Source organism: Saccharibacillus sacchari (genome assembly GCF_037722395.1).
GTDB classification, from domain to species: Bacteria; Bacillota; Bacilli; order Paenibacillales; family Paenibacillaceae; genus Saccharibacillus; species Saccharibacillus sacchari_A.
This window is the reverse complement of the sequence record NZ_JBBKAR010000001.1, coordinates 207,036-233,184: the sequence shown is the minus strand read 5'-3', so window position 1 is coordinate 233,184 and position 26,149 is coordinate 207,036. Positions and strand designations below refer to the sequence as shown.

23 protein-coding genes are annotated in these 26,149 nt (G+C 53.6%); 2 read left to right on the top strand and 21 right to left on the bottom strand.

Features of this window, described 5'->3' with window-relative positions; genetic code table 11:
* Positions 1 to 5: 5 nt before the first annotated feature.
* The 15 genes from ylxM to WKI47_RS01055 form a co-directional block, all read right to left on the bottom strand.
* Positions 6 to 362 carry a YlxM family DNA-binding protein gene (ylxM, locus tag WKI47_RS01125; RefSeq protein WP_340225340.1) on the bottom strand — a complete coding sequence of 119 codons (357 nt, stop codon included), beginning with the start codon at positions 360 to 362 and terminating at the stop codon, positions 6 to 8.
* Positions 363 to 507: 145 nt separating this feature from the next.
* Positions 508 to 2,139, bottom strand: coding sequence for a DUF1593 domain-containing protein (locus WKI47_RS01120; RefSeq protein ID WP_340225339.1), 1,632 nt, complete (start codon positions 2,137 to 2,139; stop codon positions 508 to 510).
* 626 nt (positions 2,140 to 2,765) lie between these two features.
* Positions 2,766 to 3,407, bottom strand: coding sequence for a PAQR family membrane homeostasis protein TrhA (gene trhA / locus WKI47_RS01115; protein WP_340225338.1), 642 nt, complete (start codon positions 3,405 to 3,407; stop codon positions 2,766 to 2,768).
* Between the two features lie 371 nt (positions 3,408 to 3,778).
* The gene (gene ftsY, locus WKI47_RS01110; RefSeq protein WP_340225337.1) at positions 3,779 to 4,798 is read right to left on the bottom strand and encodes a signal recognition particle-docking protein FtsY; all 1,020 of its coding nucleotides are present in this window, start codon (positions 4,796 to 4,798) and stop codon (positions 3,779 to 3,781) included.
* Between the two features lie 30 nt (positions 4,799 to 4,828).
* Complete coding sequence (smc, locus tag WKI47_RS01105) at positions 4,829 to 8,398, bottom strand: chromosome segregation protein SMC (RefSeq protein WP_340225336.1); 3,570 nt, start codon at positions 8,396 to 8,398, stop codon at positions 4,829 to 4,831.
* Positions 8,399 to 8,593: 195 nt separating this feature from the next.
* Positions 8,594 to 9,283 (bottom strand): ribonuclease III, encoded by a 690-nt coding sequence (rnc, locus tag WKI47_RS01100; protein ID WP_340225335.1) that lies wholly within the window; start codon positions 9,281 to 9,283, stop codon positions 8,594 to 8,596.
* 12 nt (positions 9,284 to 9,295) lie between these two features.
* Positions 9,296 to 10,540: a beta-ketoacyl-ACP synthase II gene (fabF, locus tag WKI47_RS01095; RefSeq protein ID WP_340225334.1), complete on the bottom strand. Its 1,245-nt coding sequence runs from the start codon at positions 10,538 to 10,540 to the stop codon at positions 9,296 to 9,298.
* Between the two features lie 120 nt (positions 10,541 to 10,660).
* Complete coding sequence (gene acpP, locus WKI47_RS01090; protein WP_037282458.1) at positions 10,661 to 10,894, bottom strand: acyl carrier protein; 234 nt, start codon at positions 10,892 to 10,894, stop codon at positions 10,661 to 10,663.
* A 110-nt stretch (positions 10,895 to 11,004) separates the two neighbouring features.
* Positions 11,005 to 11,754 (bottom strand): 3-oxoacyl-[acyl-carrier-protein] reductase, encoded by a 750-nt coding sequence (gene fabG / locus WKI47_RS01085; RefSeq protein ID WP_340225333.1) that lies wholly within the window; start codon positions 11,752 to 11,754, stop codon positions 11,005 to 11,007.
* 39 nt (positions 11,755 to 11,793) lie between these two features.
* On the bottom strand, positions 11,794 to 12,729 hold the full coding sequence (fabD, locus tag WKI47_RS01080; protein WP_340225332.1) for an ACP S-malonyltransferase: 936 nt from the start codon (positions 12,727 to 12,729) through the stop codon (positions 11,794 to 11,796).
* Between the two features lie 50 nt (positions 12,730 to 12,779).
* Positions 12,780 to 13,769: a beta-ketoacyl-ACP synthase III gene (locus WKI47_RS01075; RefSeq protein WP_340225331.1), complete on the bottom strand. Its 990-nt coding sequence runs from the start codon at positions 13,767 to 13,769 to the stop codon at positions 12,780 to 12,782.
* Positions 13,769 to 14,845, bottom strand: a complete 1,077-nt coding sequence (gene plsX / locus WKI47_RS01070; protein ID WP_425355415.1) for a phosphate acyltransferase PlsX — start codon at positions 14,843 to 14,845, stop codon at positions 13,769 to 13,771. The genes WKI47_RS01075 and plsX overlap by 1 nt, the downstream gene beginning before the upstream one ends.
* Positions 14,846 to 14,869: 24 nt before the next feature.
* Positions 14,870 to 15,442 (bottom strand): transcription factor FapR, encoded by a 573-nt coding sequence (gene fapR, locus WKI47_RS01065; RefSeq protein WP_340225467.1) that lies wholly within the window; start codon positions 15,440 to 15,442, stop codon positions 14,870 to 14,872.
* A 545-nt stretch (positions 15,443 to 15,987) separates the two neighbouring features.
* A complete protein-coding gene (gene rpmF, locus WKI47_RS01060) occupies positions 15,988 to 16,161 on the bottom strand; it encodes a 50S ribosomal protein L32 (RefSeq protein ID WP_018975076.1) in 174 nt (57 codons plus the stop codon).
* A 68-nt stretch (positions 16,162 to 16,229) separates the two neighbouring features.
* A complete protein-coding gene (locus WKI47_RS01055) occupies positions 16,230 to 16,739 on the bottom strand; it encodes a DUF177 domain-containing protein (RefSeq protein ID WP_340225330.1) in 510 nt (169 codons plus the stop codon).
* A gap of 339 nt (positions 16,740 to 17,078) precedes the next feature.
* Here WKI47_RS01055 and WKI47_RS01050 point away from each other — a divergent pair, with 339 nt between their 5' ends.
* Entirely contained in the window at positions 17,079 to 18,359 is a 1,281-nt protein-coding gene (locus WKI47_RS01050; protein ID WP_340225329.1) for a nucleotidyltransferase, read from the top strand.
* 618 nt (positions 18,360 to 18,977) lie between these two features.
* Here the strand turns inward: WKI47_RS01050 and WKI47_RS01045 are convergent.
* The 6 genes from WKI47_RS01045 to WKI47_RS01020 form a co-directional block, all read right to left on the bottom strand.
* Positions 18,978 to 20,003: a SepM family pheromone-processing serine protease gene (locus WKI47_RS01045; RefSeq protein ID WP_340225328.1), complete on the bottom strand. Its 1,026-nt coding sequence runs from the start codon at positions 20,001 to 20,003 to the stop codon at positions 18,978 to 18,980.
* Between the two features lie 27 nt (positions 20,004 to 20,030).
* Positions 20,031 to 20,534, bottom strand: a complete 504-nt coding sequence (gene coaD, locus WKI47_RS01040) for a pantetheine-phosphate adenylyltransferase (RefSeq protein WP_340225327.1) — start codon at positions 20,532 to 20,534, stop codon at positions 20,031 to 20,033.
* Positions 20,534 to 21,139, bottom strand: a complete 606-nt coding sequence (rsmD, locus tag WKI47_RS01035; protein ID WP_340225326.1) for a 16S rRNA (guanine(966)-N(2))-methyltransferase RsmD — start codon at positions 21,137 to 21,139, stop codon at positions 20,534 to 20,536. The genes coaD and rsmD overlap by 1 nt, the downstream gene beginning before the upstream one ends.
* A 281-nt stretch (positions 21,140 to 21,420) precedes the next feature.
* The gene (locus tag WKI47_RS01030; RefSeq protein ID WP_340225325.1) at positions 21,421 to 22,335 is read right to left on the bottom strand and encodes an SMP-30/gluconolactonase/LRE family protein; all 915 of its coding nucleotides are present in this window, start codon (positions 22,333 to 22,335) and stop codon (positions 21,421 to 21,423) included.
* A 45-nt stretch (positions 22,336 to 22,380) separates the two neighbouring features.
* Entirely contained in the window at positions 22,381 to 23,034 is a 654-nt protein-coding gene (locus WKI47_RS01025; protein WP_340225324.1) for an SGNH/GDSL hydrolase family protein, read from the bottom strand.
* Positions 23,035 to 23,115: 81 nt separating this feature from the next.
* The gene (locus tag WKI47_RS01020) at positions 23,116 to 23,943 is read right to left on the bottom strand and encodes an AraC family transcriptional regulator (protein ID WP_340225323.1); all 828 of its coding nucleotides are present in this window, start codon (positions 23,941 to 23,943) and stop codon (positions 23,116 to 23,118) included.
* Between the two features lie 124 nt (positions 23,944 to 24,067).
* Between WKI47_RS01020 and WKI47_RS01015 the strand changes: the two genes are divergently transcribed.
* Positions 24,068 to 26,095 (top strand): beta-galactosidase, encoded by a 2,028-nt coding sequence (locus tag WKI47_RS01015; protein WP_340225322.1) that lies wholly within the window; start codon positions 24,068 to 24,070, stop codon positions 26,093 to 26,095.
* Positions 26,096 to 26,149 lie beyond the last annotated feature (54 nt).

Genomic DNA, 26,149 nt, shown 5'->3' with positions numbered 1-26,149 from the left:
AACCGCTATTCGAGCGCCTGAAGTTTTTGTACAATGACTCCCAGTTCCCTTTGCGTCTGCTCCGGTAACTTTTCGTCGTTAGCCAGGGTCTCCAATTCGCGAATCTCCTGCATGCGACGATCATGTCGCTGCAACAGTTCAAGCTTCGCTTCGTAATTCTCCAGCGTCTGCTCGGCACGCTTGATATGTTCGTACACCGCCTGGCGGCTAATTTCGAATTCCGCGGCAATCTCGCCCAGCGAGAAGTCGTCGTGGAAGTAATACTTGAGAAAAGTCTGCTGCTTCTCTGTCAGCAATCGCTCGTAAAAGGCGAACAGCAGGTTGATTCGATTCGTCTTCTCCAGACGATTTTCTTGACTCATCCGGAACACTCCTCTCGTCAAGGGAAAACACTTTACACACCAATCAACGTTCCCTATCATACCGAAAAGAAAAGAAGATGTCAAGCGCTTTTGCTTAACATCTTCTGGCAACAATTAAAATTTGTTTTTTGCTTTTTCCAGACTGCTATTTTACGGTAATGATGACCCGCTGATAGTGCTTCAAGTTATGCGCCCCATCGTCTTTGACCTCTGCGATCATATGAATGGTGTCGCCGGATTTGGCATCGGTCGGAACACGGAACTTGACGGTATCGGAATCCGCGCCGCGCATTCCGATCGTGTTGCGGTGTTCCCCTTCGGCCTTCTCGCGATGCAAGCCAAGCTGTAGGTCGCCGGCCATCTCTTTGACCGCGTCCAACGGCTCCACCGGAGAATCGTTATACGTATCGGCTTCATGGTAACGCCACCAGCGATACGTCAGGTTATCTCCGTCCGGATCGCTGCCGACGGCGTGCAGGGTCAGGTACTGGCCTGGAGACGCACTAATGTCCACTCCCTCTTGCACGCGCAACGCCGGGTTGTGATTGGCTTGCGAATAATCCGTTGCGATAGCCCAATCCGCTCTGGCCGCAAAATCGCTTTGGATATCGTCGAACCAGCGCATTAACGTATACTCGGCTTCATAACGCTGCGTGTACACGTCATAGTCCAGCACGTTATTGCGGTATAGGCGATCGCCCGCTTTGCCGAAGCGCCCGCCCCAGCCGCCATAGCTCGGATCTTCCATGCTGCGCAGTCCATTGTCGATAAGGTAGAAGAAAGACGGGGAATCGCCTTCGGAAATGAAATCATATCGATCATATTGCGGATTCGCTGCCAGATATTCCTCGCTTCCGCGTTGCTCTTCCGCCAGTTCGCCTTCGATCATTTTACCGTCACCCATCAGCGCGTATAGCTCAAGCAGCGGGCCGTGGTCTTTCTGAATATTCTCCAGGTTCCATATGCCATGCAGCTTATCGTTCACCGCTTCAGTATGGAACTTCCAGGCGTAAGCAAAATGCCAGAAGTTTGACTGATCGTTGACGATGCGAATATTCGGCCAGCTTTTGGCGATATACTCGTTATAACTGTCGTCCTGATCCAAAATGATGTACAGCACGAGTTTGTCGCTGACCTTCTTTTGGATGCTCGCCCATTGGGCCGTGCCTTTATATTGTTCTTCGATCGACTTCAGCGCGCGTGCCGTCGTATTCGTGCCGCCCCATGTCTGCACATAAAGATCACGCGAATCATTGTCCAGGAAAAGGTTTTTCAAAAACTCGGAACCTTCCGTCACCTGCTCCATCTCGCCCTTGTAACTAATGTTGCCGATCTTCGTTACGCTATGCAGATACTCCGGGGTCGGGTACCCGTTGGCCTGCTTGATCAAGTTCGGATACGCCTGCTCGTAAGCATCGATCATATCGGTCAACCATTTCGTACCTGTCCAGCGATAGGGCTCAATGTTTTTCGCGGCATCGCCCGCATAATGGTAAACCGAGCTGGTGAGTACAATACCCGCCAAATCCATTTCGTTCGAATATAAAAGGAAACGCAGCATGGAGTTCATATCATCCACTTCGCCATCGTTTGTAATGACTGTTCTGGCTTGGCTCTGCTTCAATTGAATTTGCTGCTGCGGCGTAAGCGTCTGCAACCCCGTCGAGATCGCTTCTTGACTCGCATCTGCTGCAAATGCCTGTGCGCCGCCACCGGCTACCAGCACTGCACTCAGATTCAACGCCAACAATGTTTTTACCCATTTTCCTCTATTCATCCCATTAGCACCCTCTCTGATTGGCCTTTCGACCGCTCGGCAGCATATTTTCTCGTAAGGGCCCTTTACGAAAAAAACCTGATTACCGCCGCATCCCCCAAAAGGGCACACGGTAGCAATCAGGTTTTGCCTGCACGACCAGTCACAATCCTAGTTCATAGCATAGCGCAGAGGCGGGGATTTGTAAACGGTAACAATTCAAAGGCATGTATGGGGGCGGTTTGCGCGAGTGCGCGGGGCTGCGGGGGAGTTCGTTTCGGTCGCGTGTTGTTTTTGAGAAATTTTATTCCTACACGGACTCCCCCTCCGCCCAGTCACCATTTGCAAATGGGAGGAAGGGTAAAAAAACAAGCCGGGGAATTGTCCCGACTTGTTGGCTTGTTAAGAAAGTCTAACGTAACTGGAAAACAGAAGGCGGAGAGAGAAATTCAGTGAAAGAGCTAAAGCATTTCGAAGAAATGCACTTCGGAAGCCTATGCTATAGTTCGCCTTTGAAATCGGGAAAACACCACTTAAAATTCAATCTTTTTTCCCGATTTCAACAAGCGACTGGAACGAATTTCTCTCGTAGCCTTCTGTTTTCCCCACACATACGTACCTTTTTCGACGATAGGAAGCTTTTGATTTTACGGCAGCAAATACATCAGGATGCAGAAGAAGTGCAGGATGCTGCCCGCCAGGACGAAAAGATGCCAGACGGCGTGGTGGTGAGGGAATCCTCGCCAGACGTAGAAGATGGTGCCTACCGTGTACATCAGGCCGCCTGCGACGAGCAGGTGGATGCCTTCGGCCGGGATGGCTTGAGTCAGTGCGCCCCAGGCGAGCACGATCAGCCAGCCCATCAATAAGTAGAACAGAGTCGACATAAACAGGAACTTTTTGACGAAAAAGGCTTTGAACGCGACGCCTCCGATTGCGATCGCCCAGACGATGCCGAACAAGGTCCAGCCGAGCGGGCCGCGGATAGCGGTCAGCATAAACGGCGTGTAGGTTCCCGCAATGAATAGATAGATCGAGGAATGGTCCATAAACTCGAAGAAATCTTTCACTTTGCCTGCCCTGAAGCTGTGCACCAATGTTGAACTCATGTACAGCAGAAGCATCGTTACGCCGTATACGGTGAAGCTGACGACATGCCAGGCATTTCCTTTTAAGCTGGCAAAAACGATCAGCAGCACAAGCGCGGCAACGCTAAGTGCGGCTCCGATCCCGTGCGTGACAGCATTGGCAACCTCTTCCCGACGGGAATACGTGTGCGTGTTAGCCATATGGCCTTTCCTCCTTTTCCGAATCAGACCTGTTTTCCGCTTTTTCTGCAAAACCTGTCCGTTTTCATAACAATTGATTTCATTATAAACGTTCGTATGACTCTTTACCAATTACAAACGTCATCCTTTTGGAAGGAAATTTCGGCTCGAAAATCTTTCCGTGCATAAAAAAGCAGGCGGGCCGCTCAAGCGGAATAATGTCCCGCGAGCGTACCGCCTGCCACGTTGCATAGAGCGCGTTATAAACAAGTACCATGAATCGATCCTAAGGTTAGGCTACGCCCTTCGAAAACCCGCTTGAAGCGTATGTGTTTCCGATAAACGTAAACCTTGGATTTGATTCGGTCAAGGTACCCGTAGCTTGTCTGCTTTTATTGCTCGGATGGGTTGGACTCATCGTCTTCGCCTTCAATCAGTTCTTCCTCGATCAGACCTGCGAATAGTGCGTGTACGAACTGCTCGGAATCGAATTCTTGCAGGTCTTCCATTTTCTCGCCCAAGCCAACCAGTTTAACCGGAATGTTCAGCTCTTGACGGATCGCGACCACGATACCGCCTTTGGCCGTACCGTCGAGCTTGGTTAGCACGAGGCCGGTTACGCCGCTTTTTTCGCCGAACAGTTTGGCTTGACTGAGCGCGTTTTGTCCGGTCGTCGCGTCGAGCACCATCAATACCTCGTGCGGTGCGCCCGGAATCTCGCGTTGGATGACCCGGAAGATTTTGTTCAGTTCGTCCATCAGATTGCTTTTGTTTTGCAGACGGCCTGCCGTATCGCAGATCAGCATATCCGCATTGCGCTGCTTGGCAGCCTGTACCGCATCATACATCACGGCCGCCGGATCGGAACCTGGGCTTTGCTTGATAACTTCGACGCCCGTGCGTGTTCCCCAGACTTCAAGCTGCTCGATCGCGCCTGCACGGAACGTATCGCCTGCGGCGAGCAGCACTTTTTTGCCTTCGCTTTTGAACTTATGGGCCAGCTTGCCGATCGTCGTTGTTTTGCCTACGCCGTTGACGCCAACGAACAAAATGACCGTCGGTCCCTCCTGGCTCATATTAAGCGAGTTGTCCTGTTCTCCGCGCAGCAATTCGATCAGCTTCTCGGACAGTACCGGACGAAGCTCACTCGCATCGCTCAGGCGACGCTTTTTCACTTCGGCGCGCAGGTCGTCGATCAGTCCCATCACGGTATTGACGCCCACGTCCGCCCCGATCAGGATTTCTTCCAATTCTTCGTAAAACTCTTCGTCGATCTTGCGTCTGCGAACCATCAGGTTGGATACGCGCTCCACGAAGCCTTTGCGCGTTTTTTCCAGGCCGTCTTTGAACTGCTTGGTCACCGCGTCTGTTTTGCCCGCGATGCTTTCTTTTAATTTACGAAAAAAACTCATGCTTCCCGTCCTCCGATCATATATAAAGCGTTACGCGATTCCGATTTCTTCATCTTCCAAACGTACCGATACCAACTTGGATACGCCGCCTTCTTCCATCGTAACCCCGTACAGCACATCCGCTTCTTCCATCGTTCCTTTGCGGTGCGTGACGACGATGAATTGCGTCTGTTCCGCGAATTCGCGCAGATACTGGGCAAACCGAACGACATTCGCCTCGTCCAGCGCCGCTTCCACTTCATCCAGCACGCAGAACGGAACAGGCTTCACATGCAAAATGGCAAACAGCAAAGCCATCGCGGTCAACGCGCGCTCGCCGCCGGAAAGCAGTTGCAGGTTTTGCAACTTTTTCCCCGGAGGCTGGGCGACGATATCGATTCCGGTCTCCAGCAGATTCTCCGGATCGATCAACACCAGATCTGCGCGACCGCCGCCGAACAGCTTGGAAAAGACCGTTCCGAACTGCCGTCGAATCGCATCGAACGTCGTTTTGAAGCGCTTGGACATCTCTTCATCCATCTCGCGAATGACCAGATACAGCTTGGCCTTGGCTTCCATCAGGTCGTTTTTCTGCTCGTCCAGGAAGGTATAACGTTCGCTGACGCGATCGTATTCTTCGATAGCGCCCAGATTCACTTCGCCGAGCAAAGTAATCTTGCGCTTTATTTCGCGAACATCAAGACGGGCTGCTTCCGGATCTTCCGGCAACTCGTAACGCTGCTGCGCCAATTCATAGCCGATTCCGTATTCCTCGGTAAGCTTTTGCAGCGTATTCTCCAACTCCACATCCAGACGGGTCGCCTGAATTTCGGTATGCCGGATATTGTCCTCGACCGTTTTCAACTCGCTGCGCTGCTTGTGGGTCTCGCCTTCGCGTTCTTCCAGCTTGCGCTGGCGTTCCGCACGTTCTCCGCGCTTTTCTTCGAGACGTTCCTGCGTCACGCTTTTCAGATCCTTGGCTTCCTGAAGTTCGCGTACGTGATTTTCCGCGTCTTTCCGATTCGCCGCGAGCTCCGCTTCCGCACCGCGCAGCATCTTCCGTCGATCAGCCAACTGGTTGGACACCGTTCCGGTTTCTTCGCCCAGACGGCTCAGCCGTTCTTCAAGCGAAGCGGTCTCCTGAACAAGGCGGCTTTCGCGCACGCGAAGTTCGGTCAGATGGTCCTGAAGCTCTTCTTTGGCCGATTCGCTTGCTTTGCGCGCAAACTCCGCCGCTCCGATCGCTTGTCTGGTCGCGGCTTCTTCGGCTTCCAGCTCTTTAAGCTTTTCTTCCGCCTTTTTCCGACTCTCTCCGGCACTTTCCAGCTCTTCGTTATACCCGGAGCGTTCTTCGCCGTGCAGCGCAAATTGCTCGTTAACGTGACGCAAACCATGCTCTGTCTGCTTCAACTCGCCGTCCAACTGCTGCTGCTCGGCACGCAAGGAGTCGCCGCGCTCGCGAAGCTCCGTCAACCGCTGCTCGCTCGCAACAGCCAATTCGCCGTTTTCGCGTTCTTCACGCGAAAGACGTGCAATCTCGCGTTCGCTTTCCTTGATTTCGTGCTCCAGCTGTTCCAAAGCACGCTTACGACCCAGCAAACTGCCGCCGCGCCGATTCTGACTGCCGCCGGTCATCGACCCGCCGGCATTGACCACGTCGCCTTCCAGCGTCACGACGCGGTAACGATAGTTCAAACGCGAAGCGATGCCGTTCGCATCCTCCAACGTTTCCGCGACGACCAAACCGCCAAGCAAACTGCCGACGATATCCGCATAGCGTTCGTCCGCTTGCACCAGTTCGGCACCGATGCCCACAAAACCTTGAGCGCTGGATGCGGCACGTTTATCGCTCTCGGACATATGACGGGGCCGAATGACGTCCAACGGCAGGAATGTCGCGCGACCCAACTGCCGCTGCTTCAAATATCCGATCGCTTTACGCGATACGGCTTCGTTTTCCATGACGACGTGTTGAAGCGAAGCCCCCAGCGCCGTTTCGATCGCCGTCTCTACCTTTTGCGGTACCGTAATCAATTCTGCAACCGCGCCATGCACGCCTTCAAGCTGACGGTTCCTTGATGCTTTCAGCACTTCTTTGACACCGACCATAAAGCCTTCGAAGTCTTCCTGCATCTCCTGCATCGTATCGCGTCTGGAAACGAGCGCTTCGCGCTTTTGTTCCCACTTCCGGGCCGAAGCCGAGCTGTCGGACGCCGTTTTTTGCAGCGTGTGCAGTTTCTCGCTTTCTTCGATATAGGAGCGGCGCAACGTCGCGATATCTTCGGAAGCCTGATCCAATGCGGCTTTACGCTCCGCATGCTCGTGTTCCAGACGTTTCTTCTCGGCTTCCCAACGTCCCGATTCTTCGTCTACGCGGTTCATTCGCCGCATAACGCCTTCCTTTTGCTGATCGGCATACCGGATTTCGTTGCGGGTCTGCGCCATTTTGTTCATCAGCTCAAGCAATTCGCCTTTTAGCGTTTCTTCCTGCTCATGGCTGATCCCTTCCGTCACACCCGTCAACTTGGCTTGCTCGGCCGACAGTTCGGTCTGCAAATGGCTAAGTTCCAGCCGTGCCGCATCCAGCTTATTTTGTACAAACAAGCTTTCCTGCTTACGCTGATCAAAACGTTCGCCTTCGTTCTCGATCGCTTCTTTCAGCTGCTCGCGCGATTGCTCCAGATTGCGGCGGCGCTCTTCCAACAGTTGAGCATAGCCCTCGGACTTTTCGGACAATTCGCTGTAGCGAAGAAGACGTCCCTGAAGTTCTTCGATTTCATGCTCTACCGCGCGAAGAGCCTGACGGTCGCTTTCAAGCGTCCGATCATGCTCATCCACGATAGCGGCCAGTCGCTCACGCTGCCGTTCAAGCTCCGCCAACTTTTCCGACGCGGCTGTCCAAGCCTCATGAATCTCGCCGATTTGGTATACGAACAACGAAATTTCTTTGTCTTTCAGTTCTTCCTTTAATTCTTTATAACGGCGTGCTTTCTCGGCTTGCGCTTTCAGCGGGCCGATCTGATCTTCCAGCTCCGTGACCAGGTCGTGAATCCGCAGCAGATTTTGCTCCGTATCGGCCAGTTTGCGGTTCGCTTCTTTTTTACGCGATTTATATTTAACGATCCCCGATGCTTCTTCAAAAATACCGCGGCGATCTTCCGAACGGGTACTCAGAATTTCTTCGATCCGACCTTGCCCAATGATCGAGTAGGCTTCCTTGCCGATCCCCGTGTCCATAAACAGCTCCGTGATATCTTTCAAACGACAAGGTTGACGGTTGATCAGATACTCGCTGTCTCCGCTGCGATGAACGCGTCTTGTCACGGTCACTTCGGAAAAATCCAGTGCCAACACATGGTCCGCATTATCGAGCGTCAGCGATACTTCACCGTAGTTGACGGCTTTACGTGCATCGCTTCCGGCAAAAATGATATCTTCCATCTTCCCGCCACGCAGACTTTTCGCACTCTGTTCGCCCAGTACCCAACGAATACCGTCAGAGATATTGCTTTTGCCGCTGCCGTTAGGACCAACGACCGCGGTAATGCCGCGGACGAATTCCATTTCGGTTTTGTCGGCGAACGATTTGAATCCGGCGAGTTCGATCCTTTTCAGATACATGACCTGCGCTCACCTCCCTTTCTAGTGTTGATGACAGGCTGGCTTTCTTAGCTGGCTTGCTTCGATTAGATGTGCCCTGATTCAAGCGAAGCAATGTTTTACAACGCAAAAGAGCAAAAAGCGGCATAGGCTGATTCGGACGATTCCGACATAACGCTTGCGGCCGCTCTTTGCTCTTCACTTGTATGATAGGCTCTACAGTTTAAGCGTCTCCAGCGCCGCGGCCGCAGCTTGCTGCTCGGCTTCCTTCTTGGAACGTCCATTTCCTCGGCCCAGGCTGCGTTCGCCCATATAGACTTCGGACACAAATTCCCGCTCGTGCGCCGGTCCGCGTTCTTCCACGATCCGATATTCAAGCACGCCGAGATTATGGTGTTGGGTCAATTCCTGAAGTTCGGTCTTGAAGTCGCTCATTTGCAGTTTGCCATCCCAGGCAACCTGCGGGAATACATTACGGTCCAGGAACCCCCGAACCGATTCAAGCCCCTGGTCGAGATACAACGCGCCTACAAACGATTCAAACACGTCTGCAAGCAGCGCAGGACGACTGCGCCCGCCTGTCAGCTCCTCCCCTTTGCCGAGCAGTACGTAGGCGCCGAAATTCAGCGCCTCCGCAAACTTGACCAGTGAAGGCTCACAAACGATAGCCGCGCGCAGCTTGGTCAACTCCCCTTCGGGACGGCCAGGGAAACGATTGTAGAGAAATTCCGATACCGTCAGCTCTAGGACCGCGTCGCCCAAAAATTCGAGCCGCTCATTATCATGATGCTGACTGAACCGGTGTTCATTGACATACGACGCATGCGTGAAAGCCTGTTTAAGCAGAGGCTTATCCGCAAACTGGACCCCTAGTTTGTGCTGCAGTTGTTTCAGATCTCCGCTCAACGTTCCGGCTCCTTACGCTTCGAATTTTTTAAGAATGACTGAAGCGTTGTGGCCACCGAACCCGAACGAGTTCGACATGACCACGTTCAAGTTTGCTTTGCGAGCTACGTTTGGCACGTAGTCAAGATCGCACGCTTCGTCCTGATTTTCAATATTGATTGTCGGTGCCATGATCTGGTTTTCCAGAGACAGGGCGCAGATTACGGCTTCCACGCCACCGGCCGCGCCGAGCAAATGCCCGGTCATCGACTTGGTAGAGCTGACCGCGATTTTACTTGCGTGCTCGCCCAGTGCCATCTTGACTGCTTTCGTTTCCGATAGATCGCCTGCTGGTGTGGATGTACCATGCGCATTGATATAATCCAGATCTTCCGGTTGAAGTCCGGCGCTCTTCAAGGCCATCTTCATGCAGCGGGCCGCGCCGTCCGGATCGGGATCGGTCATGTGATGCGCATCCGCGCTAAGACCGTAACCCACCACTTCCGCATAGATATGCGCGCCGCGAGCTTGAGCATGTTCCAACGATTCCAATACGAATACGCCTGCACCTTCGCCCATTACAAATCCGTCGCGGTCTTTGTCGAACGGACGGCTTGCTTGGGTTGGATCGTCATTGCGCGTGGACATCGCCCGCATTGCGCAGAATCCAGCCAACCCTGTCGGGCGAATGGTTGCTTCCGCGCCGCCGCAGATCATTGCATCGGCATCGCCGCGTGCAATAAGCTTGAATGAATCGCCAATCGAGTGCGTACCCGTGGCACAAGCGGTTACGACCGATGTGTTTGGACCTTTGGCACCCAGCTTGATCGATACGTCACCCGAGCCCATGTTCGCGATCATCATGGGAATAAAGAACGGGCTGACCCGCTTCGGTCCTTTTTGCATCAATATCGTGAATTGGTCTTCCCAAGTTCCCAGACCACCGATACCGGAACCGACAATGACGCCGATCCGTTCCGCTTCAACCGACTCGCCAATCTTCAATCCGCTGTCTTGAAGGGCTTGCGTGGAGGCTGCGTAAGCGAACTGCACATAGCGGTCCATCTTGCGCGCTTCCTTGCGTTCTACATAGTCTTCGGGATTGAAGTCGTGAATCTCCGCGGCAATCTGCGTCGGATACTCGCTGACGTCAAAGCTCTCGATTTTCGAGATCCCCGACTTGCCTGCGAGCAAACTGTTCCAAAACGTTTCCACGTCCTTGCCGAGGGAAGTCACGACTCCCATACCGGTAACGACTACTCTATGCTGCTGCTCCATATGGGCCACCTCTATATTTGCGAGTTCCCGCTTAACGGGAAGTCTTATTATTGTTCCATAATGAAGGAGAAGTCCCGAGCCGGCTTCGTAAAAAGCACGGTGCGGGACCCTTAAACGTCCTTAGGTATGCGATTGTATGTAGCTTACAACGTCACCTACGGTCGTGATTTTCTCTGCGTCTTCGTCAGAGATCTCCAAGTCGAACTCGTCTTCAAGCTCCATTACCAATTCGACCACGTCGAGCGAGTCCGCTCCGAGATCTTCTTTGAAAGAAGCTGTAGGCGTAACTTCCGCTTCGTCGGCACCCAGGCGGTCCACGACGATGCGAGTTACGCGCTCCATCACATCAGACATCCGATTCACCTCCTCTTCAAATGGTATTATACGAGAAGCTTCGCCAAAATGCCACTGTTTACGGACTGGGGTTGCAAACAAACGTTTGTAATCCCATTTCCATCTATGGTTTACATATACATGCCGCCGTCGACATGCAGGACTTGTCCTGTCATATACGAAGCGTCGGGCGAAACAAGGAAAGCAACGGCCGTCGCGACTTCCTCCGGACGGCCGAGACGATTCAGCGGAATTCCCGCGAGCAGTCCCGTTTTGATTTCTTCGGACAACACATCCGTCATATCGGTATCGATAAAGCCCGGAGCCACACAGTTCACGGTGATACCGCGGCTGCTGAATTCTCTTGCGCAAGACTTGGTCATGCCGATTACGCCTGCTTTTGCCGCTGTGTAATTGACTTGACCGGCATTGCCGATCGCACCGACAACCGAAGAAATATTGACGATTTTACCCGAGCGCTGCTTCATCATCGGGCGCGTTACCGCCTTGATGCAGTTGAATACGCCTTTGAGGTTCGTCTCGATCACGTCATCGAATTCTTCTTCTTTCATGCGCATCACCAGGTTATCGCGAGTGATTCCTGCATTATTGATCAGGATATCCACGCTTCCAAACTCGGCAGCTACCGCTTTGACCAGTTCTTCCGCTTCCGCGCTTTTGCCTACGTTTGCTTTGAATGCCGCGGCTTTTACACCAAGTGCTTCAAGCTCCCGCACCACTTCCAGCGCAGAAGCTTCGTTCCCCGCATAATTGATCGCTACATTCGCCCCGCGACGTCCCAGTTCAAGCGCAATCGCCCGACCGATTCCGCGCGAAGCTCCTGTAACCAGTGCATTTTGTCCTTTGATTGGCTGTTCCATATTCAATGTTAACCTCCTGTTTGGTCGTTGTCGCGCCGCTTAAGCCAGCGCCTCGGCCAAGCCATCCGCAGCTTCCAGACTGTTCACGCTGAACACCTGTACGGATTTGTCGATTTTCTTGATCAGTCCTGCCAATACGCTGCCCGGTCCAATCTCAACAAAAGTATCTACACCTTCGCCAATCAACCATTGCACGCTATCTTCCCATAGAACAGGAGAATAAACCTGGCTGATCAACGATTCCCGCACCGCTGCTGCTCCGCTGACCGGACGTGCGGTAACATTCGCGACAACCGGAAGAATCCCTTCGCCCAAGGTGACATCCGCAAGCTTTTCTCCGAGTTTTTCGGCCGCTTCTTTCATCAAGGAAGAATGGAACGGACCGCTAACTTCCAGCGCGATCGCACGCTTCGCACCAATTTCTTTGACGCGGGCGCTGAGCGCTTCCACGCCTTCAGCCGACCCCGATACGACAATCTGCCCCGGGCAGTTAAGGTTGGCGGGTTCAACGACCGTGCCTGCGGCCGAAATTTCGGCGCAAAGCTCGGCAAGCTTACTGCGATCCGCGCCGAGTACAGCCGCCATCGCGCCTTGTCCGCCCGGAACGGCCGCTTCCATGAATTGACCGCGAGCGCGCACAATCGCGACCGCATCCTCAAAAGAAAGCACGCCAGCCGCTGCCAGAGCACTGTATTCGCCCAGGCTATGCCCTGCCGCATAGTCGGCTTTGATTCCTTTGGCCTGAACAGCTTGCAGCAAAGCCAGACTTGCCGTCAACAACGCAGGCTGCGTATTCGCCGTTTGCTTCAGTTCTTCAACCGGTCCGTCGAAAACCAGTTTGGTCAGGTCAAAGCCAAGCGTACGGTCTGCCGTATCAAACAGCGCTTTGGCATCCGGCAGGGTATCGTAAGCATCGCGGGCCATGCCCACGCTTTGCGCGCCCTGTCCGGGGAAAACAAATGCTATTTTGCCCATCGTGAATATTCCTCGTTTCCGTTGGAGTCTCGTAAAGCCCCTTTATCCCATTACCAGATCAATGCCGCTCCGCCCCAAGTCAGGCCGCCGCCGAAGCCAACCATAACAACGCGGTCGCCTTCTTTGATCCGTCCTTCTTCGTAAGCTTCAACCAAAGCCAGCGGAATAGAAGCTGCCGACGTATTGGCATATTTATCAACGTTGATCATCACGCGGTCTTCGGACAGATTCAGACGCTGCATTGCCGATTGAATAATGCGAATATTGGCTTGGTGCGGAATGAACAAATCGATATCGTCTTTGGTCATTTCCGCTTTGCGCAGCACTTCTTCGGTGGCTGTTCCCATCACGCGGACAGCAAACTTGAATACGTCGCGGCCATTCATGTAAATGAAATGCTGCTTGGCATCAACCGTCCCCGCCGAAGCAGGCAAACGCGAACCTCCGGCAGGCAATTTGAGCTGGTCGCCTCCTGCACCTTCTGCTCCCAGGTCGAACGATTGGAAGCCTCGGCCTTGAGGAACTTCACCCAGTACGACTGCGCCGGCTCCGTCGCCGAACAGTACGCAAGTGTTGCGGTCGGTGTAATCGGTAATGCGCGACAAAGTATCCGCACCGATAACGAGCGCATTGTTGTACATCCCGTTTTGGATAAATCCGGTTGCCGCCGCCAAGCTGTACACGAAGCCCGAACATGCCGCGCTCAGATCGAATGCCGCTGCTTTTTTGGCGCCCAGTTTATCCTGCAAAATGCAGGCTGTCGACGGGAAAGAAGTATCCGGCGTAATCGTAGCTACAATGATCAGATCCAGTTCTTCGGGCTTGATGCCTGCCGAAGCCAGAGCTTTGATCGAAGCTTCATAAGCCAGATCGGATGTCGCCTGTTCCGGTGCCGCGATATGACGCTCGCGAATACCGGTACGGCTGACGATCCACTCGTCATTCGTTTCGACCATTTTTTCAAGCTCCGCGTTATCCAAAATGCGTTCCGGCACGTACTTGCCCGCCCCGATCACACCGACCGGCCGTAAGTTCTTCATTAATCCGTCACTCGCTTCCCGCTGATTTGCTCGTTTTCTTGTTCATAGGTGAGGTCTTGTCCATCCGTTTCGTCGGACTTCTGCACCATAATTTGCATGCTGCTGGAGATGCTTGAAACCAGCTGATTCTCCAAAGCCAGCTTCGCTTGCCGCACCGCGTTTTTAATAGCTTCGGCGTCGGACGAACCATGCGCCTTGATGACCAACCCGTTCAGACCGAGCAGCGGCGCGCCGCCGTGCTCTTTATAATCCATCTTCGATCTAAGGCCGCGAAGCTGAGGCATCACAAGAGCCGCGCCGATCTTGGCTTTGAACGAAGAAGTTAATTCCTGTTTCAACAATTTGAATACGGCTCCTGCCGTGCCTTCGAGCGCTTTGAGCAAGATGTTTCCTGCAAAGCCGTCGCACACGAGCACGTCGCACACCCCATCCAAAATATCACGGGCTTCGACATTACCTACAAAGTTTATAGGCAATTCGGAAATAAGCGGAAAAGCAGCTTTGGTCAGCTCATTTCCTTTTCCCGGCTCCGTGCCCACATTGAGCAAGCCTACGCGAGGGTTGCTGATGCCATGTACTTTTTCGCGGTACAGGCTTCCCATCAACGCATATTGCGCCAGATGTTCGGGCTTGGCATCCATATTGGCTCCAAGATCGAGTGCCAGCGTACCGTGACCGCTCTCGTCGAGCGTCGGAATCATCGGTGCCAGCGCCGGGCGCTCCACACCTTGCATCCGGCCGACGACCAGCAGTCCCGTTGTCATCAAAGCCCCGGTGTTGCCTGCCGAAATCATGGCGTCGGCTTCGCCTTCCTTGACCATTCGCCCCGCCACGACCATCGAAGCATCTTTTTTACGGCGAACCGCACGAACCGGCTCATCGTCGCCGGAGATGACTTCTCCGGCATGAACGATTTGCAAATTGGGTTTGCCTTCGCCGATTAACGGTGCCAGCTTCGCTTCATCGCCGACCAGCTTGATCGTGATATCGCTCCATTCGGCAGCCGCTTGCAATGCACCGGCGGCTGCGCTGTCCGGTGCATGGTCGCCGCCCATTGCGTCTATTGCAATAATCATTTCCGCGTCCTCCTTTTGACCGTATTACCGGTTCTTGTCGTCGGACCGGTAAATGATAAAGTTTCCTTGAAACACCATTTCTTCGCCAACGTAGGACAGCACTTCGACTTTGGCTCTTCCCGCCTTGCCCGGATTACTTCGGACGTAGGCTTTGGCGATGCACTTCTCGCCGAGATGGATCGGGCGTACGAAGCGCAGATCCGCCGAGGCTGTCAGCGCGATCTCGTCGTTAATCACCGCAACCGCAAGGGAGTTGGCCTGAGCAAAAATATGGTGTCCGCGCGCAATCTGCGTACGGCTGAATACATGCTCGTCACGAATTTCAAAGATCGAAATGCCGCTTCGATCAAGCTGAAGATCTATAATGTCGCCGATGACTTCTTCCGCAGCCAGCGACCGCACTTGATCGTAAGACCGTTCCGCCATCAGCTTCATTCGCTCGCGAAGCTCGGGAATTCCAAGCTCCATCCGGTCGAGGCGAATCGTTTGGATGCTGACTTTAAGACGGCGTGTCAGTTCACGGTCGGTCACGAACGGATTCTCGTCGATCAGCTCGACAAGTCTCTGCTGGCGCTGACGTTTTGGTAAACGTTCGATACCGGTCTCCTCCTTTGCCGGACGCCCGGGGCGTCTGCGGATCCGTAAAGCGCCTGATGAATAATGTGCGTATGTTGTCAACGTTAACCTGTGGTTGAGAGTTGACGAGGTACTTCTACCTTGTGGGCTTTAGAAGTAAGGTTAAGAGTTGACGTGATACTTATACCTTGTCAACGTTAGAGGTAAGGTTAGGTTTGGTCGAGATTTCTTACCTAAAGCGTGTGTGTTTCGACCAAACCTAATCCTTTGATTAAGAGTCGACAAGGTATTTAGTCCGATTATATGCGCCCGTTTCCGGGCCGCTTCCCCTTTGAATCAGAGCTTTGCGAAGGCCGCGCAATCGAGTGCGCTTATTATGTAGGTCCGCCGCAAAGACTTTTAGAACCTGGTACTAACCGCTAGTATAAATCATTCCGCCAAAAAAGGAAAGAGGGAACGAAGTCGGGAGCCTTCGTTCCCTTTTATATTCACCTTGAAAGAAATAAAAAAAGCCTCGCCGAATGGCGAGACTTTCTCAAGATCGACAAGCGATCATCGTTCGAGAATTATTGGGAAATAACTTCTCTGGACTTGTAAGTTCCGCAAACTTTGCATACGTGGTGAGCCAGTTTGAGCTCTCCGCATTGTTCGCACTTCACCATGCCCGGCACCGCCAGCTTGAAATGCGTACGACGTTTGTCGCGGCGCGTTTTGGACGTTCTCCGTTGAGGTACTGCCATGTTTAACACCTCCTTATTCAAGTCAACCGGCCCGAAGGCCGGATGTTGTTACCCGATCACTTACGAACTTACTTAAAGAAATCTTTGAGCCCGGCAAGCCGGGGGTCGATTACCGTATTGTCGCAGCTGCAGGTCGTCTCGTTCAGATTGGTCCCGCAAGTCTGGCAGAGTCCTTTGCAGTCCTCTTTGCACAGCGGCGCGCTTGGCACGCCCAGCGTCACGTACTCTTCCAGATAAGGCGACAGCTCGATCACGTCGTCGTCCGCGAGGATCATGTCCTCGTCGTCTTCAAGGTCCGCTTCATCTTCTTCACGCTGCTTGAACCGTTCCTCGAACGGAAGTTCCAATTCGATATGAGCCGTCTCCAGACAACGTGAGCAAACCATATCCAAATGTCCCGTAAGCGTTCCGCTCACGCCTACCGTTCCGTCAAGCGACGGCGAAGCCGTCAGTTCGGCCAAAACAGGAGAAGCGGAAATCACGTCCGTACGACCTTCGATCGTTCCTTCAATCGGCACATTGCCGCTCAACTGAACCGGTTCGCCGTTTTGAATCGTTCTGCGCAAGTGCAGACGCATATTCATCACTCCAAACAAACAAAGTTATTATATCGACTTAACTTCTGTTTTGTCAACAGTCAGTCAAGTATTTTTCATTTACGCCCTTTTCGGCGCGCGGCGCGGCTTGAAGAGTAATTTCACTCTTTCGCCGAAGCTTTCGCACGTGTAAGCTAATAGAAGCGCAGGCTGGTTACGGCTTTCCACTTAGCTCGTACCCGCGCACAAACCGTGTCGTCCGAAACCACAATAGTCAGCACTTTTGTTCGCAGCGTAAAAAAATATTCCGGGAAGTCCCGGACGAAGATTTATTCTACCACATAAATTCCATCTTGTTAAGAGAAAAGAGATGATCTTTCTATGAAAACGGTCGGATTGATCGTTGAATACAATCCGTTTCACAACGGACATCAATTGCATCTGGAACGATCGCTTCAAGCGGCGGGAGCCGAAGCTTCGATTGCCGTGATGAGCGGCCCTTTTACGCAACGGGGCGAGCCTGCGCTGCTCTCCAAGCGCGCTCGCGCAGAGATGGCTTTGGCGGCAGGCGTCGACCTGGTACTGGAGCTGCCGATCCTGTACGCGCTTCAGCCCGCGGAATGGTTCGCCTTCGGCGCGGTGTCGCTGCTGGACGCCACAGGCGTCGTAGACAGCATCTGCTTCGGCAGCGAGAGCGGCGAGGTCGCGCCGCTACAACGGCTGGCTGCTCGCATGCAGGGCGGCGAGTCGCCCGTCATGCAAGCAGCGCTGCGCCAGGCCCTGGCCGAGGGCCTGAGCTTTCCGGCCGCCTACGCGAAGGCGGCCTCCGGGCAGGGAGGCGGCAACGCGGAAGCCGCCTCCCTGCTGGGCAATCCGAACGATACGCTCGGATTGCATTATGTGCTGGCGCTGCGCCGCCTGGCCAGCACCGTGGCGCCGCTCGCCGTGCGGCGCGAGCAGGCCGGCTACCACGATGCCGGCCTGCCCGCTGGCGGCCAGATCGCCAGCGCTACCGCCGTGCGCGCCGCGCTCGCACGCGGAACCGGCGGCCTGGAGGAGGCCGCCCCGTACCTCCCTGCGGGATCGCTGCGCGTGCTGCGCCGCGAAGCGCAGGCCGGCCGCATGCTGACGGCCGGCTGGGAGGCGCTGGCGCAGCCTCTGTTCGCCGCGCTTATCACGCGCGCGCCGGAAGAGCTTGCCCTCGTCCCCGAAGCCGTCGAGGGCCTGGAACACCGCATCGCCGCCGCGCTGCCGCGCCTACCCGTGCCGGGCGTGGAGGCGCTGCTCGCCGCGATCAAAACCAAGCGCTACACGCGCACCCGTCTTCAGCGGCTGCTGGCGCACGCGCTGCTGAACCATAGCGGCCCCTTGTTCGGCCGCGACAGCCTCGCCCAGGGCCCGCGGTACATCCGCGTGCTCGGCTTCTCGCCGAAAGGCCGCACCCTGCTCAAAACCATGAAAAAAACGGCCAAGCTTCCGGTCGTCGTGCGAGCCGCGGATTTCGACCATCCGCAGCTTCGCCTCGATATCCGGGCTTCCGCCGTTCATGCCTCGGCTTTTCCTTCTCCGCAGATCAAGGAGATGTACGCCGACTATTACGCGCCGCCGATCATGTTTTCCGATTCGGACAGCGCCGGTCCGTTTACAGACGACCAAACGTGATCGACTGCTCGCGCCGATTCAATCATCGTTTAAGCGGCATTCTAACTCTCGTCGCCCCGGCGAGAATTCGTACGTAAATGTGGAAGCATAGTTCATGACGTCAAGCGTTTTGAATTCTCGATAGGAATATGCCATGTACAGACTATAAACAAATAACAAATACGAAAACCCGAGTACGAAAATCTCCGATCAGGATACCTTTCGATTAAAATTTCGAAAAATAAATGCGGATATCCACTTATTTGCGTAGGATTTTGCGGTTTGGAGAAATTAAGTGCGGATATGCCCTTAATTTCTTCACCTCATGCGTTTTTACGCGTATTTTCCTTAAATAAGCGTAGATTAGCATTTATTTAAAGATTCGGGAATAAATCTAACGAAATAAGTGTCTTAGAGCACTTATTTCCATATCACTATCTTAACCGATAACTATGTTGCGTTACGCCCGCCTGAAACGCAAACCTGTAATTGCTTCAAGACAAGTTACCGGAACCGTTAGCTACATGGGAATATAAACTAGAGATCGAAAGCCGCCAACACAAAGCATACAACGCCCCTCGGCCTATCCTCCAAGCGGACAATAAACGCATACCCGCTTTTATTGCTTATGTTCGATTTCTACCGTTTATCCGGCAGCGTCTGAATATAATCTAACGCATTTTCCAACGTTTTTACCGGGACGAGCTGCATCTGACCGCCAGTCTCGTCCAGCTTCTTTTTCGCGACTTCATAATTGCTTTCCGGCACGAAAAAGACTTCGGCCCCTTTTCGCTCAGCCGCCACGATCTTATGCTGCACGCCGCCGATCTCTCCTACGGTGCCGTCGGATTTGATCGTGCCCGTGCCTGCAATCCGGTAACCCCGCGTCAGATCGCCCGGCGTCAGCTGATTGTAGATTTCCAGCGTAAACATCAACCCCGCCGACGGTCCGCCCACCTGGGTTTGCGTGAATTCCACCTCATCCGCCGGATTGTCCGGGTCAATGCGCAATACTTCTCCCGTCGATACGCCAAACCCGGAACGGGTTGTTCCATCGCCGTTCGGAATATCCACCAGCTTCACGCTTTGCTCGATCGGCTTGCCTCCGCGTTCCAGCGATACGTCAACCGCATCGCCCGCAGAACGGCCTTCCAGCAGCTTGCGCAGATCCTCCAGCGTCGCGACATCCTTGCCGCCCACGCCGGTAATCTTGTCTCCTGCCACAAACTCCTTTTGCTGCGGGTCCTGGTCAGGCACAGTCGTAATAAACACATATTCCGTCTCCACGTCGAAAGCAACGTTCGCTTCCCGATACGCCGCCGCAATCGCCGAGGATTGGGAAGAATTCATATAGTATTGTTGCGTAATGCGATATTCGTCGTCGTCCTGATCCTTGTTCCGCTCGCCGATCTCCGCATTGTCGTCGAATAACGACATGCCGAGCAAAGCCAGATTCGCATAGGTCACGGATACTGTCGTCATCATGAACGTTCCCAGCTCGTCCGGGTCCGCACCCGCTACGCGAACCATCGGTTTAACATCGTCCGCGCTGCCCGGTCGTTCAATCGTATAGGACGTCGGCATATAGACCACGACATAGACCAGCAAGGCAAGACACAGCAAATAAGCCAGAGTCCGTATCCGCGGCAGTCTGGAACGCAGCATAATGGTCGGTCATCTCCTTTATCGCAATCATTGCCCGTGCAATTTGGCTTTCAGCGCCGCACGAACCTCAGGCGTAACCAATTCGCTCACGTCGCCGTCGAATTGAGCAATTTCTTTCACTACGCTGGAGCTGAGATAGGAATAAATCGGATTGGTCATCATAAAAATGGTCTCCACATTCTCGTTCAGCTTCCGGTTCGTAGTCGCAATCTGAAGCTCGTATTCGAAGTCCGTTACCGAACGCACGCCGCGTACGACGACCTGCGCTTTTTTCTGATCCACATAGTTGACGAGCAAATCGCGGAACACGTCCACTTCGACATTCGGCAGGTCCGCCGTCGCCTGACGCAGCAGTTCCGCGCGTTCTTCGACGCTGAACAACGGCTTTTTGCTCAAGTTGTTGAGTACGGCGACAATCAGTCGGTCGTACTGCTTGGCGGCCCGATGAATAATATCCATATGCCCAAGCGTCACCGGATCAAAGCTGCCTGGATAGACTGCGATGCGTTCGATTTTCGTCTTTTGTTCCATCAGACTTCCGAATCCTCCTCTGCGGCCGCTTCCTGCGCTTTCGCATCTTTTTGCGGTTCCCAATCATAGATGGAAACGGCCGTTTCTCCATATACCGCTTTGCGTCTCAAGTTAAACGAACCGAAAGCTTCCGGATATTCATACGAAGATTCGTATTCCAACACAATGACAGCCCCCGGCTGCAACAGATTGGACGCCTCCATCCGAAGCAGCAGCTCATCGCCGTTTTTCATCCGGTAAGGCGGATCGAGGAACACCAGATCGAACGCCGTGTCCCGCTTGGCCAGCACTTTGAGCGCACGCTCGGCATCGTTTCGGTATACTTCGGCCTGTTGTTCAAATCCGGTCGCTTTTACATTCGCACGTATCACTTCGATACTTTTTGCGTCCGCGTCAACGAAAATCGCACGCTCCGCTCCGCGACTCAGCGACTCGATCGCCAACCCTCCGGTTCCGGCGAACAGGTCAAGCGCAACCCCTCCATCGAAAAAGGGACCGATCATGCTGAAAATAGCTTCTTTGACTTTATCGGTCGTCGGACGCGTTCCATTGCCCGGTACGGCCTTAAGCGGTCTTCCTTTGGCTTCTCCCGCTACAACTCTCACTCGTTAAGTCCTCCCGTTTCTACTGATGCTGTGCCTTAGTACCTTGACCGCATCAAATCAAAGGCTTACGTTCATCGGAAACACGCACGCTTTAATCCGGTTTCGATGGGCGTAACCTAACCTTATGATCGGTCACGGTACGAGTAGCTTGTCTTATCGTATCATAACGAGGCGGCGAGGAAAATGATTGGAACCGTACGCCAGCCACACTAAAAAAGGTGTTTGCACTGATAAAAAAAGCTGCGCAGCTCCCGCGGGAGCTGCGCAGCTTTCTTTTCCACTTATTCGGAGATCGATTGCGGTTGGAACACATGCATCGGCTGCCCTTGCGCACCCGGACGGCAAACGAACAAAGCGCCTGTCAGCGGAAGCTTGGCCAGATCCTCGTCCGAGACTCCATCAGCCGCCGTCGTAATATAGAGATCCCGGTAATCCGCTCCGCCAAACGCGCAGCTGGTCACGTTCTGAGCCGGAAGCATGATCTCTTCGAGCTTCAAGCCGGATACCGGGTCCCATTTACTGACACGGCTACCTCCGTAGTGAGCGATCCACAGATTGCCGTCGGCGTCCACCGTCATGCCGTCCGGCCAGCCTTCTTCCTTTTCAAAAGATACGACCGTGCGCTCCGCTCCAAGCGTTCCTGTTTCCACGTCAAACTCGAACGCTTGTACTTTTTTGGTGCCTGTATCAATGTAATACATCACGGTTTCGTCCGGGCTCCAGCCCAAACCGTTGGACGTCGAGACGTCGCCGAAAATGGGTCTAACCGACAAATCTTTTTCCAAACAGTAGAAACCGCCTTGCTTATCTTTGCCGACCAGACTCATCGTACCTGCCCAGAAGCGTCCGGCCGCGTCGCATTTGCCGTCGTTGAAGCGGTTGTCCTCCCGATTTTCCGGATCATGAATCGGTGTCGTTTCACGGGTATTCAGATCGTAGTAGGCAAAACCGTTCTCCAGCGCCAATACGACCTTATGCTCCGTATAGCCGACCGCAGCTCCGGCACGTTCCGGCAGCTCGTAGACCTCTTCCCGTCCCCCGTCATGTGCATGGCCCGGATAATAAAAACGTAGCTGTTTGCCTTCGATATCCACCCACATCAAGGCCTGTTTGTCTTCCAGCCAGCATGGACCTTCCCCTAAAGTAGCGCGGTAATCGGATACCGGTTCGAGATAGATATTGTTCAATTCATGCATGAGATTGCTCCTTCCGTATCGGAATTTGGTTTGTGCGTGACGGTCTTATTGTCGTTCCCATTCAAAATCCAGCGCATGCAGCAGTCCGCGTGCCAGTACCATGCTGCCTGCCGTATTCGGATGCACATGATCCCAGCCGTTCGACAAGGAGGACTGAATCATATGATGTCCCATCCGGTCGAATGCGGCCTGCGTATCGACCAGCTCCGCTCCGTAGTCGCCCGCCAGACGCTTGATCACGGCACCGTACCGATCCATCAGCGAACGCATCGGATCTTCCTGTCCGCTCATGTAATAAGGGGTCATTAGAATAAGACCTTTGATCCCCGATTGCACGGCATCCAGCAGTTCCCGCAGCGTAGCCTCGTACTCCTCAAGCGTGATAAACGATCGCACCGCTTCCGGCGTATCGAATTGCCGCCAGACGTCGTTGATGCCGATCATGATTGCCAGCCAATCCGGCTTCAGATCAAGCACATCGGTTTGCCAGCGGCTTTTCAAGTCACGTACGGTATTACCCCCGACACCCGTGTTCAGCACAAGATTGTTCAATTCCGGGTAACCGGTACGCAGCAGCGCATCCACGAGCGCGGCATAACCGTTGCCGAGACCGCTGCCATAACCGACCGGATAGGCGCGACCCGCGTCAGTGACCGAATCTCCGATCAGCAGCAATTTGTCATTCGTATTCAATTTCATAAAAAAGTTCATCTCCCGATTCGCGAACTTCGCGTGTAATGAAACAGGAATTCGCGATTTGAGCCGTCTATTCCTGCTCGATCAATGCAGCAACCGAAATTGTTCCGGCGTGACGCCTTCTTGCTTGCGGAACGTCGCGACAAAGTGACTGGCATCGCGGAAACCAACCAAGCCGGATACTTCTTTGACCGTCATGCGCGGATGCAGTGTCATCATTTCCTTCGATTTGCGCAGACGCAGCAGAATGAGGTATGCGTAAGCCGTCATGCCGAATGCCTGTTTGAACAAGGTATTGAGATGGCGCGGCGTGATATCGGCCCGGTATGCCATATCCTCCAGCCCAATATCCGCGTCCGCGTAATAACGATCCAGAAACTCCAATACGGGCGTCAAGCGACGGACCGAGTTCGAGAGCGAAGGAAGACGATTGACCCGACCTTCTTTTTTAAGCAAAGTCAGAAAACGATACACCTCCACCGATACGCTAAGACCTGAAATATCGCGCTCGCTGCTCATGATATTCAGCAATTCAGGCACGAAAGCTCCAAGCTCTGCCGTTTCGTCCCAACCATAATAAGAAGAAACAGGCAAGCCCAATGTTCCAAGAATCCCTCCTGCCTGCGCTCCGCCAAATGTCATATAGTAAGTCTGCCATTTGCCCTCCAGCGGTCGATATTCATGCGCTTCGCCCGGCAACAGCAAAATTCCCGAGCCGCCTTCCATCACGTACTTCGCGCCGCCCATGGTAAACTCGCCTTTACCGCCGACCGTTTGCAGCCAATGGTAACAGTTATAGCCGTCCGGCCGAACAAAGGCTTCTTGATCCGGATTGTAGCCGACGCTCTCCATATACAAAGGCAATGGCTGGTCTTTGAACTCCGTAAAATATCGTCTGTGCGCGCTATGCATCGCTATGTCCCCTTCAGAACCGAATATTTCTTTTTTCTTATACCCTTATCCCTTTTTATTATATTTTATAATATTATAGGTTGGATTAATATAGACTTATTCTTATATGTTGAGGTGATTTTTAATGATTAGCAACAAACTTCCCAAAATTTTTTACGGCGGCGACTACAATCCGGAGCAATGGGATCAGGAGACACATCGCGAAGATCTTCGCATGTTCAAATTGGCGGGCATCGACATCGCAACGGTAAACGTATTTGCCTGGGCATTAAACCAACCGGACGAAACAACCTACAATTTCGAGTGGCTGGATGAACTGATCGACAGCTTGCACGCAAACGGTACTTACGTCTGCCTCGCAACCAGCACGGCAGCTCATCCGGCATGGATGGCCAAGCGTTATCCGGACGTGCTGCGCACCGATGCGGACGGACGCAAGCGCAAGTTCGGAGGTCGTCACAATTCTTGTCCCAACAGCCCTGCTTACCGCAAATTTTCGAAAGACATTGCAGCGAAATTGGCCGAGCGTTACAAGGACCATCCAGCCGTATTGGTGTGGCATGTATCCAACGAATACGGCGGCGACTGTTACTGCGAAAATTGCGAAAAGGCTTTCCGGGTCTGGCTGCGCGAACGTTACGGCACGATCGAGCAACTGAACCGGGCTTGGAACACCAACTTCTGGGGCCATACGTTCTATGATTGGGACGAGATCGTCGTGCCGAACAACCTGAGCGAACACTGGGGCGACAACAATTCAACTTTCCAGGGCATCTCGCTCGATTATGCACGCTTCAACTCCGACAGCATGCTGGAGTGTTACAAGCTGGAGCATGCAGAGATCAAAAAGCATGTCCCGAATTCCGTCGTCACGACCAATCTGATGGGCTTTTTCAAGCAATTGGATTACTTCAAATGGGCGAAAGAAATGGATATCGTCTCCTGGGACAACTACCCGGGGCTGCAAACGCCGGTCAGCTATACCGCCATGGCACACGATCTGATGCGCGGGCTTAAAGACGGCGATCCGTTTATGCTGATGGAGCAAACGCCGAGCCAACAGAACTGGCAGCCGTACAACTCGCTCAAGCGTCCGGGCGTGATGCGCTTGTGGAGCTATCAGGCGGTCGCGCACGGTGCGGATACGGTTATGTTTTTCCAGCTCCGCCGCTCCGTGGGTGCCTGCGAGAAGTATCACGGTGCCGTGATCGAACATGTGGGCCATGAAAATACCCGCGTTTTCCGTGAAGTGTCCGAATTGGGCCGCGAGCTGGGTGAGCTGGGCGACCGTCTGCTCGACTCCCGTCTGCCTTCGCGCGTCGGCATCCTGTTCGATTGGGAAAACTGGTGGGCTGTCGAAAAATCCAGCGGTCCGACCGTCGCGCTGAACTATGTAGACCAGATCCATAAGTATTATAAATCGTTTTATGACCGTAACGTTCAGGCCGATATCGTTAGCGTCGATTCCGACTTCTCGAACTACGATATCATCGTGGCGCCTGTCCTTTACATGGTGAAGCCGGGTCTTGCGGATAAGCTGGAAAGCTTCGTTGAAAAAGGCGGGACCTTCCTGACGACGTTCTTTAGCGGAATTGTGGACGAGTCCGATAGGGTCAAAACAGGCGGATATCCCGGCGAGCTGCGCAAGTTGCTGGGCATCTGGGTCGAAGAAATCGACGCCTTGTTCCCGGATATGCGCAACAAGATCGTCGTGAACGGCGAAATCGGCAATTTGAAAGGCGAATACGAATGCGGCATGCTGTGCGATCTGCTGCATACGGAAGGCGCCGAGACGCTGGCCGAATACGGCGAAGATTTCTACAAAGGCATGCCGGTATTGACCCGTCATTCGTTCGGCAAAGGCCAAGCGTATTATGTGGCTTCCGATCCGGAACAAACTTTCTTGAACGGTCTGCTTGAGCAACTGTGTGCGGATAAAGACATCCAGCCCCTTCTGAACACTCCCGAAGGCGTTGAAGTGACCCAACGCGTGAAAGACGGCGAAGAGTTCCTGTTCGTCATGAATCATAATGCTGAAGTCTCGACTTATGAGCTGGGCGGCAATTACGTCAACCTCCTGAACGGCGACTCGCTGAGCGGATCGACCCAAATCGCGGGACGTGACGTGCAGATCTTAAGCCCGGCAAAATAAGCCATGCAATAACATAAACATTCTTGGGCAAAATCGACACAGCCCGCGTGCCTA